General features: G+C 72.6%; 17 protein-coding genes. 11 read left to right on the forward strand and 6 right to left on the reverse strand.

Going from position 1 to position 19,603, the window contains the following annotated elements; all coding sequences use genetic code 11:
• The first annotated feature begins 19 nt into the window (after positions 1-19).
• The 4 genes from ABZ794_RS00340 (at position 20) to wrbA (ending at position 2,512) form a co-directional block, all read left to right on the forward strand.
• Positions 20-412, forward strand: coding sequence for a hypothetical protein (locus tag ABZ794_RS00340; protein ID WP_238688257.1), 393 nt, complete (start codon positions 20-22; stop codon positions 410-412).
• A gap of 64 nt (positions 413-476) precedes the next feature.
• Positions 477-1,235 (forward strand): HipA family kinase, encoded by a 759-nt coding sequence (locus tag ABZ794_RS00345; RefSeq protein WP_238688258.1) that lies wholly within the window; start codon positions 477-479, stop codon positions 1,233-1,235.
• On the forward strand, positions 1,232-1,600 hold the full coding sequence (locus tag ABZ794_RS00350; protein WP_210781894.1) for a DUF3037 domain-containing protein: 369 nt from the start codon (positions 1,232-1,234) through the stop codon (positions 1,598-1,600). The genes ABZ794_RS00345 and ABZ794_RS00350 overlap by 4 nt, the downstream gene beginning before the upstream one ends.
• 294 nt (positions 1,601-1,894) lie before the next feature.
• Positions 1,895-2,512 carry an NAD(P)H:quinone oxidoreductase gene (gene wrbA / locus ABZ794_RS00355; RefSeq protein ID WP_238688259.1) on the forward strand — a complete coding sequence of 206 codons (618 nt, stop codon included), beginning with the start codon at positions 1,895-1,897 and terminating at the stop codon, positions 2,510-2,512.
• Between the two features lie 95 nt (positions 2,513-2,607).
• Here wrbA and ABZ794_RS00360 read toward each other — a convergent pair whose 3' ends face one another.
• Complete coding sequence (locus ABZ794_RS00360; protein ID WP_210781893.1) at positions 2,608-4,530, reverse strand: anthranilate synthase family protein; 1,923 nt, start codon at positions 4,528-4,530, stop codon at positions 2,608-2,610.
• A gap of 204 nt (positions 4,531-4,734) precedes the next feature.
• Between ABZ794_RS00360 and ABZ794_RS00365 the strand changes: the two genes are divergently transcribed.
• The 3 genes from ABZ794_RS00365 (at position 4,735) to ABZ794_RS00375 (ending at position 9,203) form a co-directional block, all read left to right on the forward strand.
• Entirely contained in the window at positions 4,735-6,147 is a 1,413-nt protein-coding gene (locus tag ABZ794_RS00365) for an FGGY family carbohydrate kinase (RefSeq protein WP_238688260.1), read from the forward strand.
• 99 nt (positions 6,148-6,246) lie between these two features.
• A complete protein-coding gene (locus ABZ794_RS00370; protein ID WP_238688261.1) occupies positions 6,247-8,784 on the forward strand; it encodes a nitrate- and nitrite sensing domain-containing protein in 2,538 nt (845 codons plus the stop codon).
• A gap of 5 nt (positions 8,785-8,789) precedes the next feature.
• Positions 8,790-9,203, forward strand: coding sequence for a roadblock/LC7 domain-containing protein (locus tag ABZ794_RS00375; RefSeq protein ID WP_196925059.1), 414 nt, complete (start codon positions 8,790-8,792; stop codon positions 9,201-9,203).
• A 79-nt stretch (positions 9,204-9,282) separates the two neighbouring features.
• On the opposite strand, the gene ABZ794_RS00380 is transcribed toward ABZ794_RS00375, so the two are convergent.
• Positions 9,283-10,626: a GH1 family beta-glucosidase gene (locus ABZ794_RS00380; RefSeq protein WP_210781890.1), complete on the reverse strand. Its 1,344-nt coding sequence runs from the start codon at positions 10,624-10,626 to the stop codon at positions 9,283-9,285.
• Positions 10,627-11,474: 848 nt separating this feature from the next.
• On the opposite strand from ABZ794_RS00380, the gene ABZ794_RS00385 reads away from it, so the two are divergent.
• Positions 11,475-14,381: a glycoside hydrolase family 48 protein gene (locus ABZ794_RS00385; RefSeq protein WP_210781889.1), complete on the forward strand. Its 2,907-nt coding sequence runs from the start codon at positions 11,475-11,477 to the stop codon at positions 14,379-14,381.
• A 340-nt stretch (positions 14,382-14,721) separates the two neighbouring features.
• On the opposite strand, the gene ABZ794_RS00390 is transcribed toward ABZ794_RS00385, so the two are convergent.
• The gene (locus ABZ794_RS00390) at positions 14,722-15,357 is read right to left on the reverse strand and encodes a DUF3159 domain-containing protein (RefSeq protein WP_210782008.1); all 636 of its coding nucleotides are present in this window, start codon (positions 15,355-15,357) and stop codon (positions 14,722-14,724) included.
• A 197-nt stretch (positions 15,358-15,554) separates the two neighbouring features.
• Between ABZ794_RS00390 and ABZ794_RS00395 the strand changes: the two genes are divergently transcribed.
• Positions 15,555-16,442, forward strand: a complete 888-nt coding sequence (locus tag ABZ794_RS00395; protein ID WP_210781888.1) for a phosphatase PAP2 family protein — start codon at positions 15,555-15,557, stop codon at positions 16,440-16,442.
• 39 nt (positions 16,443-16,481) lie between these two features.
• On the opposite strand, the gene ABZ794_RS00400 is transcribed toward ABZ794_RS00395, so the two are convergent.
• Together ABZ794_RS00400 and ABZ794_RS00405 are read right to left on the reverse strand one after the other, a co-directional pair.
• Complete coding sequence (locus tag ABZ794_RS00400) at positions 16,482-17,345, reverse strand: DUF1028 domain-containing protein (RefSeq protein WP_238688262.1); 864 nt, start codon at positions 17,343-17,345, stop codon at positions 16,482-16,484.
• Positions 17,346-17,392: 47 nt separating this feature from the next.
• Complete coding sequence (locus tag ABZ794_RS00405) at positions 17,393-17,521, reverse strand: hypothetical protein (RefSeq protein WP_255750003.1); 129 nt, start codon at positions 17,519-17,521, stop codon at positions 17,393-17,395.
• Between the two features lie 106 nt (positions 17,522-17,627).
• Here ABZ794_RS00405 and ABZ794_RS00410 point away from each other — a divergent pair, with 106 nt between their 5' ends.
• Positions 17,628-18,611, forward strand: coding sequence for an LLM class F420-dependent oxidoreductase (locus ABZ794_RS00410; protein WP_238688442.1), 984 nt, complete (start codon positions 17,628-17,630; stop codon positions 18,609-18,611).
• Entirely contained in the window at positions 18,608-19,399 is a 792-nt protein-coding gene (locus ABZ794_RS00415; RefSeq protein ID WP_238688263.1) for an SDR family oxidoreductase, read from the forward strand. Before ABZ794_RS00410 ends, ABZ794_RS00415 begins: the two co-directional genes overlap by 4 nt.
• Before the next feature lie 4 nt (positions 19,400-19,403).
• On the opposite strand, the gene ABZ794_RS00420 is transcribed toward ABZ794_RS00415, so the two are convergent.
• A complete protein-coding gene (locus ABZ794_RS00420) occupies positions 19,404-19,568 on the reverse strand; it encodes a hypothetical protein (RefSeq protein ID WP_238688264.1) in 165 nt (54 codons plus the stop codon).
• Between the last annotated feature and the right edge of the window lie 35 nt (positions 19,569-19,603).

Below are 19,603 nucleotides of genomic sequence, written 5' to 3' on the forward strand. Positions count from 1 at the left end.
GCGTACGGAAGGGAATCTCATGACTGCCGCAAGCGAGCCGGCGCGGGGCGCCGGCGTAACGGCCGGGTCCCGCGGCCATCGGGGGGACGCCCGCGCGAAGACGAGTGCCGCGGCGACCTTCGCCCTGGTGTTCGGAGTGGCCGCTCTGTTCAGCGTGCTGACGGCGATCCTCGCCTGGCTGGGGTTGGTGCTCGGCATCATCGGGATCATCCTCGGCATCGTCGGCCTCAAGATGGCGCGCCGACCCGGGGTGACCGGTCGTGGCGTGTCGATCGGCGGTCTGGTGCTCAGCATCCTGGCCGTGCTGATCGGGCTCGGTCTGGCCGCGGGCATCACCACGTTCGTCAACAACGAGAACGCGGTGGACCGCCTGCAGACCCAGGTCGACAACCTGCGCGACAAGCTCGACTGACCCGCGCGTGCCGGTCTGGGCCGGCCCGCCACCCGTTCCGGCCGGCCACAGTAGGGTGGGCGGCGTGCTCCGCCAGGTCACCGCGATCCGTTACGTCACCCCGCTGCGCGAGGGTGGGTCGCTGCCGGGCGTGGTGGAGGCCGACGACCTGGGCACCTACGTGGCGAAGTTCCGAGGCGCCGGTCAGGGGCCCAAGGCGCTGATCGCCGAGGTGATCTGCGGTGAGTTGGCGCGCCGGCTGGGGTTGCGGGTGCCGCCGCTGGTGATCCTCGACATCGACCCGGTGATCGGGCGGGCCGAGCCCGACCAGGAGGTGCAGGAGCTGCTGCGCAACAGCGGCGGCGCCAACCTCGGGATGGACTTCCTGCCCGGGGCGCTGGGCTTCGACCCGGTGGCGCACCCCGTCGACCCGGCGTTGGCCTCCCGGGTGCTCTGGTTCGACGCGTTCGTGGAAAACGTCGACCGGAGTTGGCGCAACCCGAACCTGCTCGTCTGGCACCGGGAGCTGTGGCTGATCGACCACGGCGCCTGCCTGTACTTCCACCACAACTGGCCGCGCGCCGAGGCCGCTGTGCACCGGGCCTACCGCGCTGAGGATCACGTGCTGGGCCCGTACGCGTCGCGGCTGGCCGAGGCCGACGCCGAGCTGGCCCCCCAGGTCACCCCGGAGCTGCTCACCGAGGTGCTGGCCCTGGTGCCGGGGGAGTGGTTGACCGCCGCCGACTTCGAGACGGCCGACGCGGCGCGCCGCGCGTACCTGGATCACCTGTCCCGCCGGGTCGCCCGCACGGCCGACTGGCTGCCATCGGGGAGCGGGGCATGAGGCAACCCTTCGAGTACGCGCTGATCCGGCTCGTGCCCCGAATCGAGCGCGGTGAGCAGATCAACGTCGGGGTGTTGCTCTACTGCCAGCAGCGCGACTTCCTGGCCGCGCGGACGCACCTGGACGCCGACCGGGTTCGCGCGCTGGCGCCCGACGTGGACCTGCCGGCGGTGGCCGCGGTGCTCGACTCCTGGGACCGGACCTGCTCCGGTGACGGGCCGGCGACCCGGATGCGGCTCGGTGAGCGGTTCCACTGGCTGGCCGCGCCGCGCAGCACGATGATCCAGACGGGGCCGGTGCACACCGGTCTCACCGTCGACCCGGCGGCCGAGCTGGACCGGCTGATGGCGGCCCTGGTCCACTGAGCCGGAGCGGGGCGTGGGAACGGTGATCGTCCCCTGATCGCGCTACGCCAGCGCCGTTGCCGGCGGAGCGCGATCCCCCGTTCAGGTGCCCGGTGCGGGGCGGCGGCTCGATCCCGCCGGCACCGATGGCACCAGGATCGCGGTCCGCGCGCGACGTCGGGCCGAAACGACCGGGAAGTTGCGGAAAACTTGAGCAGACGGACCGGTAGCCGGCAGCGCCGGGGGCAGTCGTTAGAGCACGTCCGCAGCGGGTAGTCGCGGGAGCTGATCCGAAAAAAAGAAGGGGACACTCTGATGGCTGCCCAGACCAAGGTAGCGGTGATCTACTACAGCGCCACCGGCATCACGTACCAGATGGCGCAGGCCGTGTGTGAGGCCGCCGGGGACGCCGGTGCCGACGTGCGCCTGCGCAAGGTGCGCGAGTTGGCGCCCGACGAGGCGATCCGCTCCAACTCCGGCTGGCAGGCGCACCGCCTGGAGACCCAGGACGTGCCCGAGGCGATGGTCGACGACCTGGCCTGGGCCGACGTGGTGATCCTCGGCGCGCCGACCCGGTACGGCATGGTCGCGGCGCAGCTGAAGCAGTTCATCGATACCACCGGCCCGCTCTGGGCCCAGGGCGCGCTGGCCAACAAGGTCTACTCCGCCTTCACCTCGACGGCGACGTCGCACGGGGGTCAGGAGACCACGCTGACCTCGCTGTTCAACGTCTTCTACCACTGGGGCGGTGTGGTGGTCACCCCCGGTTACACCGACACCAGTCAGTTCATCGCCGGTAACCCCTACGGCCCCTCGCACACCAGCAACAACGGGGAGATCGCCCCGGACGCCGTGGCGCTCGGGGCCTGCGCGCTGACCGCCCGGCGCGCAGTACAGATGGGTGCCGCGCTGAAGGCGGGCCTGACCGGCTGACCGGCTGACGGGGCGAGGCGACCGGCGGCGCGGGCGGAGGCTCTCGGTCCGTCCGCGCCACCGGTCCATTCAGCCCTACCCCCGGGCCGGGGCGACTATGCGCCTCCGCGCGTCGCGGACAGCTCGTCCGGGCGCGGCGCGGGCAGCAGCCCGGTCAACAGCTCGCTGAGCACGGCGAGCCCGTCCGGGCTGAGCACCGACTCCGCGTGGAACTGCACGCCGGCGAAGCCGTGCCCCCGCAGGGCGTGCACGGCGCCGTCGTCCGGGTCGCGGGCCAGCTCCACCGGCCCGTACGCGGTGGCCAGCCGGTCGGCCTCGGCGCGGGCGGTGAACGTCGAGTAGAACCCGACCCGGCGGGCCCGGCCGAACAGCGTCACCTCCCGCTGCAACCCCTGGTAGGGCGCGTCCCGGCGGTGCAGCGTCAGCCCCAGCAGCCCGGCCAGCACCTGATGGCCGAGGCAGACCGCGAGGGTGGGACGGCCGGTGGTCAGCAGTCCGGTCAGCAGCTTGCGCAGCGCCAGCATCTTCGGCTCGTCCGCGCTGCCCGGGTCGCCCGGTCCGGGACCGGCGACCACCAGGTCGTAGTCGTCGACCGGGCCGCTCGCGTGCCAGGGACGGGTGGTCACCGCGAGACCCAACGCGCTCAGTTGGTGGGCCAGCATTCCGGTGAAGGTGTCCTCGGCGTCCACGATCAACACCCGGCGGCCGACCAGTCCGGGCAGTCCGGGCGCGTCCGGTGCGCGTTGGTCCAGCCAGAACCGCGCCAGCGGTGCGTTGCGGGCGGCCAGCGCGTCGCGTACCGCCGGGTCGTCGGTCAGCCGCGCGACCGGCCCGCTGTCGCCGACGGACGCCGCCGGCCCGAGGCCGAGCGCGGCCAGCACGCCGGCGGCCTTGGCGTGCGTCTCGGCCACCTCGCCGGCCGCCGTCGAGTGCCGGACCAGGGTCGCGCCGACCGGCACCCGCAGTCGGCCGGTGGGGGAGATCTCGGCGGTCCGGATCAGGATCGGGGCGTCGAGCGTCTGCCGGCCGGCGTCGTCCTGGCCGAGCAGTGCCAGCACGCCCCCGTAGTAGCCCCGGCCCCGGTGTTCGTGGCGGGCGATCACCCGGCAGGCGTTCTCGATCGGGCTGCCGGTGACGGTGGGGGCGAACATCGTCTCGCGCAGCACCTCCCGCACGTCACGGGTGCCCCGCCCGGCGAGCAGGTACTCGGTGTGCGCCAGGTGCGACATCTCCTTCAGGTACGGCCCGATCACCTGCCCACCGTGCTCGGCGACGGTGGCCATCATCTTCAGCTCCTCGTCGAGCACCATGTACAGCTCTTCGGTCTCCTTCTCATCGGCGAGGAAACGCAGCAGGGCCGCCCGGTCCGCGACGCCACCGGGGCAGCGGAGGGTGCCGCTGATCGGGTTCATCATCACCAGTCCGTCGTCGACGCTGACGTGGCGCTCCGGGCTGGCGCCGACCAGCGTCCGGGTGCCGGTGTGCACCACGAACGTCCAGTATGCGCCGCGTTCGGCGATCAGCAGCCGGCGCAGTGCGGCCAGCGCGGCCCCCAGCGGTGGGCCCTGCACCGTGGCGTGCAGGGCGCGATGGATGACGAAGTTCGCGCCCTCGCCGCGGCCGATCTCCTCGGACAGCACCCGCTGCACGGTCCGCGCGTACTCCTCGTCGCTGACGTCGAAGCCGGCGTCGGTGGTGTGCACCGGTTCGTCGGGCAGCGCGGCGAGGGCGTCGGCCAGCGCGATCCGTTGGTGCTCGCGGACCTGGAGGAACTCCAGCGGGGCGCCGTCGTCGACGCAGGCGAAGCCGCGTTCGGTGATCTGCCGGTACGGCACCAGGGCCAGCGTCCGTGCCCCGGGCGGGCCCGCCGGCAGCGGGAGGTCGGTGAGCGCTTCGACGGTGTCGATCGGGCCGGTGAACAGGTCCAGTTCGTCCGCGCCCTCGCGGCGCAGCAGCGCGAAGGGGCCGGGGTCGACGCCGTGCGCGACGGCGGCGAGCAGGTCGGTCAGGTGGGTCATCGGAGTCTCCGTCGGGCTGGGTGCCGCCGTCGGGCGGCCCTGGAGCCGGGAGATCCGGCGACCGCCTCGATGGCGGCCGCGTGGATGGAGCTACGCGCGGGAGATGGCCGCCGGGTCGGCGGGCCACCAACTGGTCAACTGCGCGAGCATGTGATCCACCCTACGCGCCCGTCGGCCGGCTGGCACGGGGTAACTTGACCGGCGATGAACATTCTCGCGCTCGACCTGGGCACCTCCTCGGTACGCGGGCTGGTGCTGGACGCGGGCACCCAGCCGCTGCCGGGTGCCCTGGCCCGCCGCAAGGTCGACCTCGCCATGGGCGACGACGGCACCGGCACGCTGTCCGCCCGGGACTATCTGGCGAGCCTGGTCGAGTGCCTGGACGAGCTGGCCGACTCGGGCCACCTGCACGACGTCGGCCTGGTGGCGATCTCCGCCCAGTGGCACTCGGTGCTCCCGCTGGGCCGCGACGGCGCCCCCATGGGCCCGGTGATCACCTGGCTGGACACCCGGCCCGCCCCGGTCGGGCGCACCGCCGGGCCGGCCGACCCGGACGGCTTCCACCAGCGCACCGGCTGCTGGTGGCACCGGTCGTACTGGTCGATGCGGTTGCCCTGGTTGCGTGAGCAGTCCGGCACCCAGATCGCCCGGTTCGTCGGTCTGCCCGAGTACGTGCTGGGCGAACTGCTCGACGCGGCGCCGATGTCGATCTCCCAGGCCTCCGGGACCGGTCTGCTGGATCTGCGCACCCTGAGCTGGGACGAGGAGGCGCTGACGCTGGCCGAAGCGCGACCGGAGGAGCTGCCGCCACTCGGCGAGCTGGACTGGCACGGCCGGCTCCGGTCCGACCTGGCCCGTCGGTGGCCGCAGTTGGCGCAGGCCCGATGGTCGCCGCCGGTGGGCGACGGTGGGGCGTCGAACGTCGGCTCGGGCTGCGTCGACCCGAGCCGGGCCGCCGTCACAGTGGGCACCTCCGCAGCCGTACGGTTGATGCAGCGGATCCCGGCGGGCGAGCCGATGCCGCGCCTGCCCGAACGGTTGTGGCGGTACCGGGTCGACCACGACCACGTGGTGACCGGGGCCGCGTACGCCAACGGGGGCAACCTGTTCGCCTGGGCGAACCGGGAGCTGCGGTTGCCGCGGGGCGCCGAGCTGGACGCGGCGCTGGCGCTGGTGCCGGCGGGTGGTGGCCGACCGGCGGACCCCCGCTTCGGTGGCGACCGGCCGCCCGGGTTGGCGCCGGCGGGCAGCGGTGAGCTGCGCGGTCTGAGTTTCAGCAGCACCTCGGTCGACATCCTGGCCGGGCTGATGCAGGGGTTGTGCGAGCTGGTCGCCGAGGATCTCGGGGTGCTGGAGTCCACGATCGACAAACCGGTCGGCGTGGTGCTGGGGGGCGGTGCGGTGGCCGCCTCGGTGTGGTGGCGGCAGGCCTTCGCGACCGCGCTGGCACCGAGACCGGTGTCGCATCAACGCAACCCGGAGATCGGCGCCACCGGTGCCGCGTTGGTGGCGCTGGGGCGCTTCGGTGACGCGATCGAGCTCGCCGACATCGGCCGGACGGACGAGCTGGTTTTACCGACCACGGCAGGAGGTTCCCACCCGCAGTATCCTTCCTGAACCTCGGCCTCGCCCGGGCCGTTGACAGCGGTACCGAGCCTGGTTGGATGGACTGCGCTCCCCCGACCGCGGTGGACGCGGTAGGACGGAGGAGGCAGGGTGGCGGCAGGTCCCGACCCGGCGAACGGCGCGGTGTCGAACCATCGCCGACGCCGCTTCGATGTCCGAGTCGTTCCGCATCGACGGCGGTCGCCGTTCCGGCTGCGCGACTGGCGGATGAGCACGAAGCTCGCCACCGTGCTGCTGGTGCCGTCGATGGCGTTCCTCCTGCTCGCCGGGGTGCAGACCAGCACCCTGGTGGGGCGGACGACGGCGTTGAACGACTTCTCCAGTCAGGTCGGCATCGGCCGGCAGATCACCGCGGCGGTGCACCAGCTCCAGCAGGAGCGTGACCGTTCGGCGGGCGAGCTGGGTGAGCTGCGTAAGGGTGGTGACCGGCAGGCCGCCGCGAACGACCTGAAGCCGTTGCAGGCGGCCACCGACAAGGCCATCGTGGATTTGAGCCGGGCCGCCGAGCCGTTGGCGGACGCGGACGCGTCCTGGCGGGTGGCCTTCTCCGAGGCGCTGGAGGCGTACGACCAGGTGGTCGACATCCGCTCGGCGATTCCGCCGGCGGTGCTCAGCACCGAGACCATCCTGAGCAACTACCACCGGGCCGTCGGGGCGTTGCTCGACCTGCTCGCCGAACCGACGCCGGGGCAGAACCAGCCGGCGTTGAACGACGCGGTGCTGCGCTACGTCCAGTTGGCCCGGGTCAAGGAACTCTCCTCCCGGGTGCGGGGCCAGCTCTACGCCGCCGCCCGCGCCGGTGCGTACGGCACCGAGGACCGGGTGGTCCTCGCCGACCTGCGCGGTCAGCAACTCACCGCGCTCGGCGCGTTCCGGGTGGCAGCGACCAGTGCGCAGATCCGCCGCTACGACGAGACCTCGGTGTCGCCGAGTTTCCTGGTCGCCACCGGGTTGGAGGAGCGCAGCCTGTCCTCCGGCGCCGCGTCGCCGCAGGTGCTGCCGTCGGAGCAGTGGTGGTCGGCCAGCCAGCAGCGTCAGGAGTTGCTGCGTCAGCTTGAGGCGGGTGTGCTCGACGACGCCGTACGGCAGGCCGAGGAGGCCAGCGACGATCAGCTGAGGACGACCCTGCTGGTCGTCGGCGGGGTGGTCACGGTCCTGCTGGCCGCCCTGCTGATCTCGTTGCTCATCGGGCGGTCGGTCGCGCGGTCCATGAGGATGCTGCGCAGCCAGGCGCTGCGGATCGCTCAGGTCGAGTTGCCGGACGCCCTGGACCGACTGAAGACCGTCACCGGTGGGGTGCCGCGCATCGATGTCGCGCCGGCGGTGGTCCGTTCACTCGACGAGATCGGCGAGCTGGCCGAGGCGTTCGTGGCGGTGCACCGCAGCGCGGTCACCGTCGCCGTCGAGCAGGCGCTGATGCGGCGCAACGTCAACGCGATGTTCGTCAACCTGGCCCGCCGTAGCCAGGTGCTGGTGGAGCGTCAACTGGAGCTGCTGGACGACCTGGAGCGCGAGGAGAGCGACCCGGACCAGCTGGAGAACCTGTTCAAGCTCGATCACCTGGCCGCCCGGATGCGCCGTAACGACGAGAGCCTGCTGGTGCTCGCCGGCACCGACTCGACCCGCCGGTGGAACCGGCCGGTCGGGCTCGGTGCGGTGCTGCTGGCCGCCGCCGCGGAGATCGAGCAGTACCAGCGGGTCCGGATCGAGTCGGTGGCCGATGTGCACGCGGTCGGGCACGCGGTCGGCGAGTTGGTGCACCTGCTGGCCGAGCTGCTGGAAAACGCCACTGCCTTCTCCCGCCCGGACACCGTCGTAGTGGTGACCGCCCGGGTCGAGGCGGGGGGTGCGCTGATCGAGATCGTCGACCGGGGTCTGGGTATGAGCCCGACCGCGTTGGTGCAGGCGAACGAGGTGCTGGCCAGCCCTCCGGCCGCTGACGTCGCGGCGGTGGAGCGGATGGGGCTCTTCGTGGTCAGTCACCTCGCCGCCCGGTTGGGCGTCCGCGTGCGGTTGGAGGGCGGCGAGGACGGCCTGGTCGCCCGGCTCGCCCTGCCCGCCGTGTTGCTGGCGCCGGCGGGCAGTGTGGAGCTGGACGCGCCCCCGTCGGCGCGGATGCTGGCGGCGAGCGCGGCGCGAGGGCTGGTTGCGCAGCCCGGGGCAGCCCGGCAGGGCCCTGGCCCGCTGTCGAACGGCGCGGTGCGGGACCTGCCGGTGGCCGGCCGCCCGCCGGGCGTCGGCGTGCCGCGTCAGGGCCGCCCGGTGCCGGTACGCGCCGAGGACGTGTTGACCCCCGCCGCTGCTCGCGGTACAGGCGGGGGCTGGTATTCGCGGCAGGGCCCGACCGCGCCGGTGGTGCCCGCTGCGGCGGCGCCACCGACGATCCCGGTGACCGCCGGCACCAATGAGCGGGGATTGCCGGTGCGGGTGCCCATGGCGCAGTTGAGCGCGGTCACCCGTTCGGCACAACCGATGACGGCACCGACCCGCACCGACCCGGACCCGGAGGCGGTCGGCGGCATGCTCTCGCGGCTCTACAGCGGAGTACGGCGCGCCGAGGCTGAGGACACCACCGAGATACCCGTGCCACCGTCCGGGGGGCACGACGAAGGGGGACGACGACAGTGACGACGTTGAGCCAGGAGGCGCGTGACCTGAGCTGGCTGGTGAGCGCGTTCGCGGAGCGGGTGCCGGGTGTGGCGCACGCGGTGGTGGTCTCCTCTGACGGGCTGCTGGTGGCGATCTCCGATCACCTGCCGCGTGACAACGCGGACAAGCTCGCCGCGGTGACCTCCGGGCTGATGAGTATCACCGCGGGCGCGGCATCGATGTTCGACGGCGATGTCGTCAAGCAGACGGTGGTCGAGATGGGCCGTGGCTACTTCCTGGTGATGCAGATCCGTGACGGTTCGATTCTGGCCACGCTGGCCGCCGGTGACGCGGACATCGGCGTGGTGGGCTACGAGATGGCCCGGTTGGCCAAGCAGGCGGGGGAGATGCTCACCCCGGCCCTGCGGGCGGAGTTGCAGCAGGCGCTGCCCCGCTGAGTTAGCCGGCCGAGGCCCGGACGGTCACGGCTCACCCGAGCCGAGCCGTCCGGGCCCGGCCGTCCGGGTGGCGGCGCGGTCAGAAGCCGCCGTCGGCGATGACGGAGCGGTACCAGGTGGCGGAGTTCTTGAGCACCCGACGCTGGGTGGCGTAGTCCACGTAGACCAGGCCCCAGCGTTGGTCGTAGCCCTGGTCCCACTCGAAGTTGTCCAGCAGTGACCAGACGTGGAAGCTCTCCAGCGGCACGCCGTCGGCGATGGCCCGGTGCGCGGCGGTGAGGTGGTCGCGTAGGAAGCTGATCCGGCCGGCGTCCTGGACGGTGTCGTCCGCGCCGAGGGTGTCCGGTGTGGGCAGCCCGTTCTCGGTGATGGTGAGCGGGATCGGCCCGTATTCGCGGGTGATCCTGGTCAGCAGGTCGTACATCCCCTCGGGGTAGATCTGCTGCCATTCGGCCTCGGAGGTCGCCCAGCGGTGCGCGGTGCCGCCGTCGCCGGTGACGTAGATCGGGGTGTAGTACTGCACGGCCAGCAGGTCGATCGGCGCGGAGATGGTCTGCAGGTCGCCGTCGCGGATGCCCTGGACCATCCGGCTCTGCGGGCCCAGGTCGGCCAGCAGGTCCTCCGGGTAGCTGCCCTTGAGCAGGGAGTCGAGGTAGAGGCGGTTCTCGTAGGCGTCGTAGAGGTGGGCGGCCGCGGCAGCCTGCGGGGAGTCGTCGGCGGGATAGCAGGGGTGCAGGTTGAGCGCGGGGCCGATGCGGCTGTCGCTGCCGGTGGCCCGCAGCGCGGCGACGGCGTACCCGTGGGCGAGTTGCAGGTGGTGGGCGACCAGGTAGGCGGCGTCCGGGTCCTGCCGCCCGGGGGCGTGGTGGCCGGTGAGGTAGCCGTTCTGCACCACGGTCTTGGGTTCGTTGATGGTGAGCCAGGCCGGTACCCGGTCGCCGAGGGCGCGGAAGACCACGTCGGCGTAGTCGGCGAAGCGGTGGGCGGTGTCGCGTGACTCCCAGCCGCCGGCGTCCTGGAGCGCCTGCGGGAGGTCCCAGTGGAACAGGGTGGCCATCGGGGTGATTCCGCGCTCGTGCAGGCCGTCGAGGAGGCGGCGGTAGAAGTCGAGGCCGCGTTGGTTGGGCGTGCCGGTGCCGTCGGGCTGGATCCGGGGCCAGGAGATGGAGAAGCGGTAGCTGCGCAACCCGAGGTCGCGCATGAGGTCGAGGTCCTCGGCGTAGCGGTGGTAGTGGTCGATGGCCACGTCGCCGGTGTCGCCGTTGCGGGTGCGCCCTGGGACGCGGCTGAAGGTGTCCCAGACTGATTCGCCGCGCCCGTCCTCCTTGGCGGCGCCCTCGATCTGGTAGGCGGAGGTGGCCGCGCCCCAGCCGAAGTTGTCCGGGAAGCGCAGCGGGCCGGCGGGCCCGATAGGTATCGACATGGATTCTCCTCATGGATACGGGGCCACCGCCGAAAGATTCGGGAGCGCTCCCATGATAGGGCAGACGCTGCCGGCCGGTCTGCCGGCCGTCAGGACGGCCGGCGCTGGCGGGTGGGAGGCGGGTGTGTGGCCCCGGGCAGCGAACGAGGCCGTCCGGGCGGCGCGGCGCGCCTGTCCCGTCGGCCTCTTTTCCTATCGTGTACGGGGGTTTAGTGTGGGGACGGGGGAGGGCAACCCCCGTCCCCACCGTAACTGCACACACACGGGCAAAATTTGGGTCCTGCCGTGCGTGTCGCGCGGGAGCCGGGCCACGCGAGTGGCTCTGGTTCCACCTCCCTCCCTGTGGCGGGACGATGGCTGACGACGGCGTCCGGGCTGGCCCGTCGTCGGCCCTCGGTCTGGTTCCCTGGGCTCGTCAGGAACGACCCCAGCGATCTTCTTGTTGGAACCTTGTCGATGGAAGCGCTCCCATCGACCGATGTTGCGACTGTAACGCCCGTCACGCCTTTGTGAAAGACCCAAAACGAGATCGAAACAAGGAGCTGATCCGGCGCTCCGTGCGCTTGTTGTGGGAGCGCTTCCATGGCACACTGTCGATTCGACGCGACAGGAGCCACATCGCGTGAGTGCGGGTCCACCGAGGGCAGCCGGCAGCACCAGCTCCGGTCACGGTCACCCGAGCGCAGCCGGCGGGACCCCTTCCCGTGCGGGCCGCACGCCCTACCCCGGCCGGGCCCGGGGAAGACCACCTTCCCGGCGCCTCGACATCCCCGCGGACCACCACCACCCTCGCGGGCAGGCGCCTCGCCGGGGACCATCCCGGCCTGGTCCGAGGAGACACCGCGCACATGAGACAACTGGCAATACGCCGGCGCGTGGCGCTCGCCGCCGCCGCGCTGCTCGCCGTCGGCGGGGTGACCCTGCCGGCCGGCGCCGCACAGGCCGCACCCGCCTGCGACGTGGTCTACGCGACCAACGACTGGAACACCGGCTTCACCGCGAACGTCACCATCAAGAACCTGGGTGACGCGGTGAGCAACTGGACGCTCAAGTGGACCTTCCCGACCAGCGGTCAGCGGGTCACCCAGGGCTGGTCGGCCAGATTCAGCCAGACCGGCAGCGAGGTCACCGCCACCAACGAGTCGTACAACGGCAACCTTGCCACCGGGGCCTCCACCACCATCGGCTTCAACGGCGCCCACTCGGGCAGCAACCCGAAGCCGACCTCGTTCACGCTCAACGGCACTCCCTGCAACGGCACCCCGGCCAACCAGCCGCCGACGGTCTCCCTCGGCCTGCCGGCCGGGCCGTTCACCGCGCCGGCCGACGTGCCGCTAACGGCCACCGCCAGCGACCCGGACGGGACGATCAGCAAGGTCGAGTTCTACCGCAACGGCCTGCTGATCAACACCGACACCTCCGCTCCGTACGCGTACACGCAGGAGGACCTGCCGGCCGGCAGCTACACCGTCCAGGCCAAGGCGTACGACAACGCCAACGGCATCGGTGTCGACGAGAAGGCGTTCACCGTCGGGGCCGCCAACGGCCCGACACTGGTCGCCACCCCGTCCGCTGTGAGCGTCACCGAGGGTGGCAGCGCCACCTTCAACCTGAAGCTCAGCGCCGCCCCGACGGCCAACGTGCCGGTCACCCTCACCCGCACCGGTGACACCGACGTCACGGTCTCGCCGGCCACCACCACGCTGACCCCGAGCAACTGGAACACCGGGGTCACCGTCACGGTCGCCGCGGCGGAGGACACCGACACCGTCGGCGGCGCCGCCACCATCACCGCCTCCGCCACCGGTCTCGCTTCGCTGGCGGTCAGCGCCACCGAGATCGACAACGACACCCCCGGCGGCGACAACGCCTACACCGCGAAGTTCCTCGAGCAGTACGGCAAGATCAAGAACTCGGGCTACTTCAGCCCCGAGGGCGTGCCGTACCACTCGGTGGAGACGCTGATCGTCGAGGCGCCCGACCACGGTCACGAGACCACGTCGGAGGCGTTCAGCTTCTGGCTCTGGCTGGAGGCCTACTACGGCAAGGTCACCCAGAACTGGGCCCCGTTCAACAACGCCTGGACGGTGATGGAGAAGTACATCATCCCCACCCACGCCGACCAGCCGACCGCCGGCTCCGCGGGCACCCCGCAGTACGCCGCGGAGTACAACCTGCCCAGCCAGTACCCGTCGGCGCTGAACCCGAACGTCTCGGTCGGCCAGGACCCGCTGCGCTCGGAGTTGCAGTCCACCTACGGCACCGGCGACATCTACGGCATGCACTGGCTGATGGACGTCGACAACACCTACGGCTTCGGCCGCTGCGGTGACGGCACCACCAAGCCGGCCTACATCAACACCTTCCAGCGGGGCACCCAGGAGTCGGTGTGGGAGACCGTTCCGCAGCCCTCCTGCGACACCTTCGAGCACGGCGGTCAGTACGGCTACCTCGACCTGTTCGTCAAGGACACCGGCGCGCCCGCCAAGCAGTGGAAGTACACGAACGCCCCGGACGCCGACGCCCGCGCCGTGCAGGCCGCGTACTGGGCGCTGACCTGGTCCAAGGCGCAGAACAAGCAGGCCGACGTCGCGGCCACCATCACCAAGGCCGCGAAGATGGGCGACTACCTGCGGTACGCGATGTTCGACAAGTACTTCAAGAAGATCGGCAACTGCGTCGGGGCCAGCACCTGCCCCGCCGGCAGCGGCAAGGACTCGGCGCACTACCTGCTGTCCTGGTACTACGCCTGGGGCGGCGCGTACGACGCCAGCCAGAACTGGTCCTGGCGGATCGGCTCCAGCCACAACCACTTCGGCTACCAGAACCCGTTCGCGGCCTGGGCGCTGACCAACACCCCGGAGCTGAAGCCGCAGTCGTCGACAGCTGTCGCCGACTGGACCAAGAGCTTCGAGCGGCAGCTGGAGTTCTACACCTGGTTGCAGTCCGCCGAGGGCGGCATCGCCGGTGGCGCCACCAACAGCTGGGACGGTAGCTACGCCCAGCCGCCGGCCGGCACCAGCACCTTCTACGGCATGTTCTACGACGTCGACCCGGTCTACAACGACCCGCCGTCGAACCAGTGGTTCGGTATGCAGGCCTGGTCGATGCAGCGCATCGCCGAGCTGTACCAGCAGACCGGCAACGCGAAGGCCAAGGCGCTGCTGGACAAGTGGGTGCCCTGGGCGATCGCCAACACCACCCTCGGCACCAACTGGTCGATCCCGTCGGACATGGCGTGGACCGGTCAGCCGACCACCTGGAACCCGTCCAACCCGCAGCCCAACACCGGCCTGCACGTCGAGGTGATCAGCAAGGGTCAGGACGTCGGTGTCACGGCCGCCTACGCCCGGATCCTGATCGCGTACGCGGCCAAGTCGGGCAACGTGGCGGCGAAGGACACCGCCAAGGGGCTGCTCGACGCGCTGTCGGCCGCCAGCGACGCCAAGGGTGTCTCCACCACCGAGAAGCGTGGCGACTACCGGCGCTTCGACGACGTCTACAACGCGTCCACCGGGCAGGGCCTCTACGTCCCGTCGGGCTGGACCGGGACGATGCCGAACGGCGACGCCATCGCCGCCGGCAAGAGCTTCCTCGACATCCGGTCCTTCTACAAGAACGACCCGGAGTGGCCCAAGGTGCAGGCGTACCTGGACGGTGGTCCGGAGCCGAGCTTCAACTACCACCGGTTCTGGGCGCAGGCTGACGTCGCCATGGCGTACGCCGACTACGGCAGCATGTTCCCGAACGGCTGAGACGACCCGGGGTGGGTGGCGTGGACCGCCCACCCCGGGATCCGGCCCGGGTCCGGGGAACGACGGACCGGGGCCGGCGGGACGGCCTGACACCCACGGTCAGGCCGGGGTGGGCCGGCCATCTGGCCGACGCAGCGGATCGGCTGGCCCACCCCACCGCCCGGACTGAAGCCAGCCGCGAAAAAGCCCAGAAATTCGGGCCCTCGCGGGATCACACCGAGGTCCGTGACGGAGTAACGTACGTCACCGGAGAGGCCGCTCCCCCCGTGGCGGCCTCTCCACCTTTTTGCCCCGAGTCCGGCCGCTTCCCGGCCCCGAGTCCGGCCGCGCGGGGCCGGTTTCAGCGAGGCGGCGGGGCCACCGGGTGACGCAGCCCCGGGTGCCCGGCCGGCAGCGAGCGACGCAGCACCACCCAGCTCAGCGCCAGCGCCGCGGCGACCAGCGGCCAGGTCAGCGCCACCCGGGCCACCACCAGCGCGAGCACCTGCCCACCCAGGTAGAGCGGCACGAACACGGCGAGCCGCAGCAGGTAGGTCGCCGTCCACACCCAACTGGCCCGGCCGTAGCCGCGCAGCAGCGCCGGATCGCGCCGCCACCGGGCCCGTTGGCCCAGCACCGCGCCGACCAGCACACCGAGCAGTGGCCACCGCACCACGATGCTGACCGTCCACGCCAGAGCACTCGCGGCGTTCGACAACACCTGGATCAGGAAGAAGTTCTCGGCCCGGCCGGTGCGCACCGCGATCAACGCCGCCACGCAGACGGCCAGCAGCCCGATCAGCACCGAGCGCGGCCGGTCACCCCGACGCAGCCGTACGCCGGCCACCACCGCGCCCACGGCCAGCGCCGCGCCGACCCCGCCCCACAGCGACTCGCCGCCCAGCAACCAGCCCACCGCGAACGCCAGCGGCGGCAGGGTGGCGTCGATGGCACCGCGTCGCCCGCCCAGCAGATCCGTCAGCGACTCGGCCCGCACCGGCCCACCCGGACCGGCGTCGGCGCCGGCCCGCACCGGCCCCGGATTGTCGCCTTCACGCTGCTCCGGACCGGGTTCGGCCGGGCCGCTGTCGCGCTCCGGTGTTCCACTCACCACCGCCTCCTCGCCTCCGGCACAACCTAACCGGCGATTGGCGGCGGGCCACCGGTCGGACCGCCGACACCTGCCGCTACGGTGTGCGGATGCGCGCGACGGCACGGGGTTGGACCGCGGTCTGGTTGGTCGTACTGGCCCTCGTCCAGGCGGCCGCCTTCCTCGCCGTGTGGCGGGTGGCCGTGCACCTCGAGATCGGTCAGTGGGTGGACACGGTCGCCCTCACCGGCAACCGGATCGGGCAGGACACCATCGACGGCCCGGTCGACCGGATCCTCAACGCGATGTCGGTGGTCTCGCTGCTGGCCGTCACCGCGACGATCGGGTTCATCGCGCTGATCCGGGGGCGGATCGCCCTGGCGATCACCGCGACCCTGCTGATCGCCGGAGCGAACGTCACCACCCAGCTTCTCAAGTACGGGCTGAACCGGCCCGACTACGGCGTCGACCCGGAACGCGCCGCAGTGGGCAACAGCCTCCCGAGCGGGCACGCCACGGTGGCCGCCTCGGTGGCGGTCGCGCTGATGCTCGTGCTGCCGCGCAAGGTGCGGGCCGTCGGCGCCTTCATCGGTGCCGGCTACGCCGCCGTCGCCGGGGTCGCCACCCTCTCCGCCGGCTGGCACCGGCCCAGCGACGCCGTCGCCGCGTACCTGGTGGTGGGTGTGTGGGCGGCGTTGGCGGGGTTGCTGCTGCTGGTCACCCAGCGGGAGCAGGCCGAGATCGCCCCCGGTGACGCGCACCGGGTCGCGGCACTCGTGCTCGGGCTCGGTGGTGTGCTCGCCCTGGTGGTCTGCGGACTCTCCCTGACCTGGTTGCTCGACCTGCGCGGCACCGGGCCGGAGGAGCTGGCCCGCCGCCCACTGTTCGTCGGGTACGCGGGCAGCGCCGCCGGGATCGCCGGCACGATGGCGGTGGTGATGGCGTTGGCGCTCACCGTCGTGCACCGGCTGGTGCCCCGGGTCAAGGGCTGAGCCAGCCGGTGTAGCCGCCTCGGGTCAGGGCGGCCGGGGTCAGCTCGCGGCGCGGGGTGCGGGGACGTGCGGGGCGACACCGCGCAGGTGCGTCAGCACCACCGGGTCGATCCGCCCCGGCACCAGCCGCTCCTCCAGGTTCTCCAACCCGGCCCAGGAGATCAACGCCGCTTCCGTGCCGTCCTCGTGCACCGGATGGCCCAGCGCGCCGAGCAACGCCGCCACCTCGGCGGCGACCGCGCCGCTCAGGTCGAGCAGTGTGGCCGGGTCGGGCCGTCCGAACAGCATGGTGTGCACAGTGAGCAGGCGCCCCAGCTCGGCGACGGGGTCCGGGTGGTCGTCCACACGCAGGTCCACCACCACGTCGCTGGTGCCGCCGTACCCGCCGCCACGCTCGACCACCAGCAGGCCGGCGCTCTGCCGGCCACGCCGGTCGCCGCCGGCCTCGTCACCGGACCGCAGCGCGGCGACCAGCCGCTCGGCGAACGGCAGCGCCGATCCCGCCAGCCAGGCCTCACCAAGGGCGTCGACGACCTCCGGGCCGGTGAGCACGTTGCCCTGCGCGGCCCAGCCGTCGCCGGTCCGCCCGCCGGCCCACGGGTGGCAGGCCGGCCCGGTCCAGGTGGCGCCCGCGCCGGTGGCCCCCACGACGCCGAGCTGGCGGTGCTCCCGCTCGGGGTCCGCGGCGATCAGCCCGGCCACCACGTCGGCGGCGGCCACCCCGGTGCGCAGCAGGGTGAGGCCCTGCGGGCGGTAGGCCAGGTTGACGTGCGCCTGGGTGGCCAGCGCGCCCACCTCGGCGGCGGCGGCCGGCACCAACGCCCCGGCGGCGAGGAACTTGCTGGCGACTGCCACACCGTGCAGGCGGCCGTCGGCGGAGCGGGCGACGAGCGAGAAGGTCACCGGCCGAGAGTAACCGTCCACGCCGACGCGACATCGACGCGCGAGTCTCAGAACGGTGGCGCGGCGGCCTCCGGTGCGGCGCCGTGGGCGCGACGGGCGTCGACCACCGCGACCGCGGCCAGCACCACCATTCCGACCGCGGTCGCGATCACACCGGGCAGGTACAGCAGCGGCACCTCCCACCGGCGCGCACGGCCGGAAACCGGCGATTCTGCCCAACCCGGGGATCTTGCTCGGGCCCGCGTCAACGGGCACGATCGACCGGTGACGAATCGATGGGGCATGACGGTGCCGCTGGGCGGAATCGCGCTGGCGCAGCACGACGCGGCCTACGCGGCCCTCGACCGGGCCGGGTTCACCGACGTCTGGTCGTCCGAGGTCGCCGGGACCGACGCGTTCACCCCGCTGGCGCTCGCCGCGGCCTGGCAGCCAGGGCTGCGGCTCGGCACCGCGATCACACCGGTCTTCACCCGGGGCCCCGGGCTGCTGGCGATGAGCGCGGCGGCGCTGGCCGAGGCCGCGCCGGGCCGGTTCTCGCTCGGCATCGGCGCGTCCTCACCCGTGCTGGTGCGGGACTGGAACGCGGTGCCGTTCGACGAGCCGTTCCGCCGCACCCGCGACGTGCTGCGCTTCCTGCGCGCCGCGCTGGCCGGCGAGACCGTCGACGAGGCATACGACACGTTCACCGTCCGCCGGTTCACGCTGGAACGACCGCCGGCGGTGCCGCCACCGATCCTGCTCGCCGCGCTGCGCCCCGGGATGCTCCGGCTGGCCGGCGCGGAAGCCGACGGGGTCATCCTCAACTGGCTCAGCGCCGACGACGTGCCGCGCGCCCTCGCCGAGCTGGGCGAGCGCCGCGCCGGGTTCGAGGTCGCCGCCCGGATCTTCGTCTGCCCCACCGAGGACGCCGCGTACGCCCGGGCGCTGGGCCGCCGGCTCATCACCAGCTACCTCACCGTTCCGGCGTACGCCGAGTTCCACCGTTGGCTCGGCCGCGACGAGACGCTCGCGCCCATGTGGGCGGCCTGGGCCGCCGGTGACCGGCGCGGGGCCAGCGCGGCGGTGCCCGACGAGGTGGTCGACGCGCTGGTGCTGCACGGCTCGCCGGAGCGGTGTCGCGCCGAGGTGCGCCGCTACGCCGACAACGGGGTGGACGTGCCGATCGTCGCGCTGCTGCCCACCCCCGAGGTCACCGCCGGCGGCGCCACCGCGCTGCTCGGCCTCATCGCCCGGTTGGGCGCCAACTCCGTGGAGGCGTCCGCGTGAACCTCACCGACCGGATCGTGGTGGTCACCGGCGGAGCCGGCGGCATCGGCGCGGCGCTGTCGCGCCGGTTCGCCGCCGAGGGAGCTGCCGCCGTGGTCGTCGCCGACCTGGACGCCGACGCGGCCCGCGCGGTGGCCGAGGGCATCGGCCCGGTCGCGCACGCCATCGCCCTCGACGTCACCGACGAGGAGCAGGTCCGCGACCTGGTCGCCGACACCGAGCAGCGGTACGGCCGGATCGACCTGTTCTGCGCCAATGCCGGGGTGACCACCGGCGGGGGAGTGGAGGTCGACGACGCCGGCTGGGACCGCTCCTGGCGGGTCAACGTGCTGGCCCACGTCTACTCGGCCCGCGCGGTGCTGCCCGGAATGCTCGCCCGGGGTGGCGGGCACCTGCTGCACACCTGCTCCGCGGCCGGTGTGCTGACCGCTGTGGGCGACGCCGCGTACACCGCGACGAAGCACGCCTCGGTGGGGTTCGCCGAGTGGTTGGCCATCACCTACCGGGACCGGGGCATCCGGGTCAGCGCGCTGTGCCCGCAGGGGGTGGACACCCCGATGCTCGCCGATGGACTCGCCGCCGGTCACCTGGGCGCCCGGGTGGTCGCCGCGTCCGGTGCGGTGCTCACCCCGGACCAGGTCGCCGACGCGGCCATCGCCGGGCTGGCCGAGGAACGGTTCCTGATCCTGCCGCACCCCGAGGTCGCCGACTACGCGCGCCGCCGCGCCGAGGACCCGGACGGCTGGCAGGCCGGCATGCGCAAACTCATCCGCCGGCTGACCACCTGACCCGCTACCGCTCCGGAACGTGCCCGACGGCCAGGAGATGGGCGCTGGCACTGATCAGCGCCTGCTCGCTGCTGTAGAGCCGGGCCAGGTCCAACGCCGCGGCGAAGACCGCGTCGGGCGCCGGCCCGCTCGCCGCCCCTCGCGCCGCTGCCCTGCCGTCGGTGATCAAGAAGTTTGCGTCAGAAGTGGGCCCGCAGTCGACGC

The sequence above is a fragment of the Micromonospora sp. NPDC047187 genome (assembly GCF_040643355.1).
Taxonomy (GTDB): Bacteria; Actinomycetota; Actinomycetes; order Mycobacteriales; family Micromonosporaceae; genus Micromonospora; species Micromonospora salmantinae.